The following is a 2,076-nucleotide window of genomic DNA, read 5'->3' on the forward strand; positions in this document are numbered from 1 at the left end:
GGCCATCAACCTGCGCGACCTGATGGACGCCGCCCAACTGCTCGGCGCCAGCACCTGGCAGGCAGCGTTCCTGGTGGTGCTGCCGAACCTGCGCAAGGGCCTGATGGTGGCGCTGCTGCTGTCGTTCTCGTTCCTGTTCGGCGAGTTCGTGTTCGCCAACCTGCTGGTAGGTACCCGCTACGAAACCCTGCAGGTGTACCTGAACAACATGCGCAACAGCAGCGGCCACTTCAACAGCGCGCTGGTCATCTCGTACTTCGCCTTCGTGCTGGTGCTGACCTGGGTCGCCAACCGCCTGAACAAGGACAAAACCTGAGATGAGCTTCGTCAGCGTACAGAAACTGCAAAAGAGCTACGCCGGCAGCCCGGTGTTCCACGACATCGACTGCGACATCGAGCGCGGCGAGTTCGTCACCCTGCTCGGCCCCTCGGGTTGCGGCAAGTCCACCCTGCTGCGCTGCATCGCCGGGCTGACCCCGGTGGACAGCGGGCGCATCCTGCTCGACGGCCAGGACCTGGTGCCGCTGAGCCCGCAAAAACGCGGCATCGGCATGGTGTTCCAGAGCTACGCGCTGTTCCCCAACATGACCGTGGAGCAGAACGTTGCCTTCGGCCTGCGCATGCAGAAAGTCAAGGCCGAGGAAAGCCAGGTGCGGGTGCGCGAGGCCCTCGACCTGGTCGAGCTGGGCAGCTTCGCCACGCGCTACCCGCACCAGTTGTCCGGCGGCCAGTGCCAGCGCGTGGCCCTGGCCCGTTCACTGGTCACCCGCCCGCGCCTGTTGCTGCTCGACGAGCCGCTGTCGGCGCTGGATGCACGCATTCGCAAGCACCTGCGCGAGCAGATCCGCGCCATCCAGCGCGAGCTGGGGCTGACCACCATCTTCGTCACCCACGACCAGGAAGAAGCGCTGACCATGTCGGACCGTATCGTCCTGATGAACCAGGGGCGCATCGTCCAGAGCGGCGATGCCGAAACCCTCTATACAGCGCCCGTGGACCTGTTCGCCGCTGGCTTCATCGGCAACTACAACCTGCTCGACCCCGACAGCGCCAGCCGCCTGCTGCAACGCCCGGTGAACGGCCGCCTGGCGATTCGCCCAGAGTCCATCACCCTGGGCCAGCAGGGCGAGCTCGAGGGTGAAGTACGCAGCCACAGCCTGCTGGGCAACGTCATCCGCTACCGCATCGAGGCGCGGGGCGTGGAGCTGGTGGTGGATGTGCTAAACCGCTCATCCGCCGATCTACACCCGGACGGGCAACGGGTATGCTTGTCGATCGACCCCACGGCGCTACGAGAAGTGGCCTAAGGAGATTTTCAAACATGGCACTGGCAATTTTCGATCTGGACGACACCCTGATCGACGGCGACTGCGCGTCGCTGTGGAGCGAGCAGATGGCCCGCCTGGGCTGGGTGGATGGCAAGTCCTTCCTGCAACGCGACCACGAACTGATGGAAGCCTATGGCAAGGGCCACCTGCAGATGGAGGACTACATGGCCTTCAGCCTGGAGCCGATTGCCGGACGCACGCTGGAGGAAGTGGAGCACCTGGTGGAGCCCTGGGTGGAAGAGGTGATCGAGCCGATCATCCATGGCGACGCCTGCCATTGCATCGCCGAGCATCGCAAGCGTGGCGACCGCGTGCTGATCATCTCGGCCTCCGGCACCCATCTGGTCGGGCCTATCGCGGCGCGGCTGGGGGTCGATGAATACCTGGCGATCGAGCTTGAGGCTGTGAACGGGGTGTTTACCGGCAAGACCCACGGCGTGCTGACCTACCGCGAAGGCAAGATCACCCGGCTGCTGGAGTGGTTGGACCAGGAGCAGGAGAACCTGGAAGGCGCGAGTTTCTATTCCGATTCGCGCAATGACCTGCCGTTGTTGCTGAAGGTCGACCACCCGTTCGTGGTGAACCCCGACCCGGTGCTGCGTGAGCATGCCGAGACGAATGGTTGGCCAATTCTGAGTTGGAGTTGAAGCTACCGGCCTCTTCGCGGGCAAGCCCGCCCCTACAGGGATTGTGCTGAACCCTGTAGGAGCGGGCTTGCCTGCGAAGAGGCCGGCACAGACCTAGACCA

3 protein-coding genes are annotated in these 2,076 nt (G+C 64.2%); all 3 read left to right on the forward strand.

From position 1 onward, the window contains the following. Positions 1-316 (forward strand): ABC transporter permease (locus tag ACQKPE_RS26350; protein WP_427669625.1); only part of this gene is annotated, 316 nt, incomplete at its 5' end. Between the two features lies 1 nt (position 317). Continuing rightward, positions 318-1,307: an ABC transporter ATP-binding protein gene (locus tag ACQKPE_RS26355; RefSeq protein ID WP_427669627.1), complete on the forward strand. Its 990-nt coding sequence runs from the start codon at positions 318-320 to the stop codon at positions 1,305-1,307. A 14-nt stretch (positions 1,308-1,321) separates the two neighbouring features. Continuing rightward, positions 1,322-1,975 (forward strand): HAD family hydrolase, encoded by a 654-nt coding sequence (locus ACQKPE_RS26360; RefSeq protein WP_427669629.1) that lies wholly within the window; start codon positions 1,322-1,324, stop codon positions 1,973-1,975. The last annotated feature ends 101 nt before the right edge of the window (positions 1,976-2,076 follow it).

The sequence above is a fragment of the Pseudomonas sp. NPDC089554 genome (genome assembly GCF_050280645.1).
Lineage (GTDB): Bacteria > Pseudomonadota > Gammaproteobacteria > Pseudomonadales > Pseudomonadaceae > Aquipseudomonas.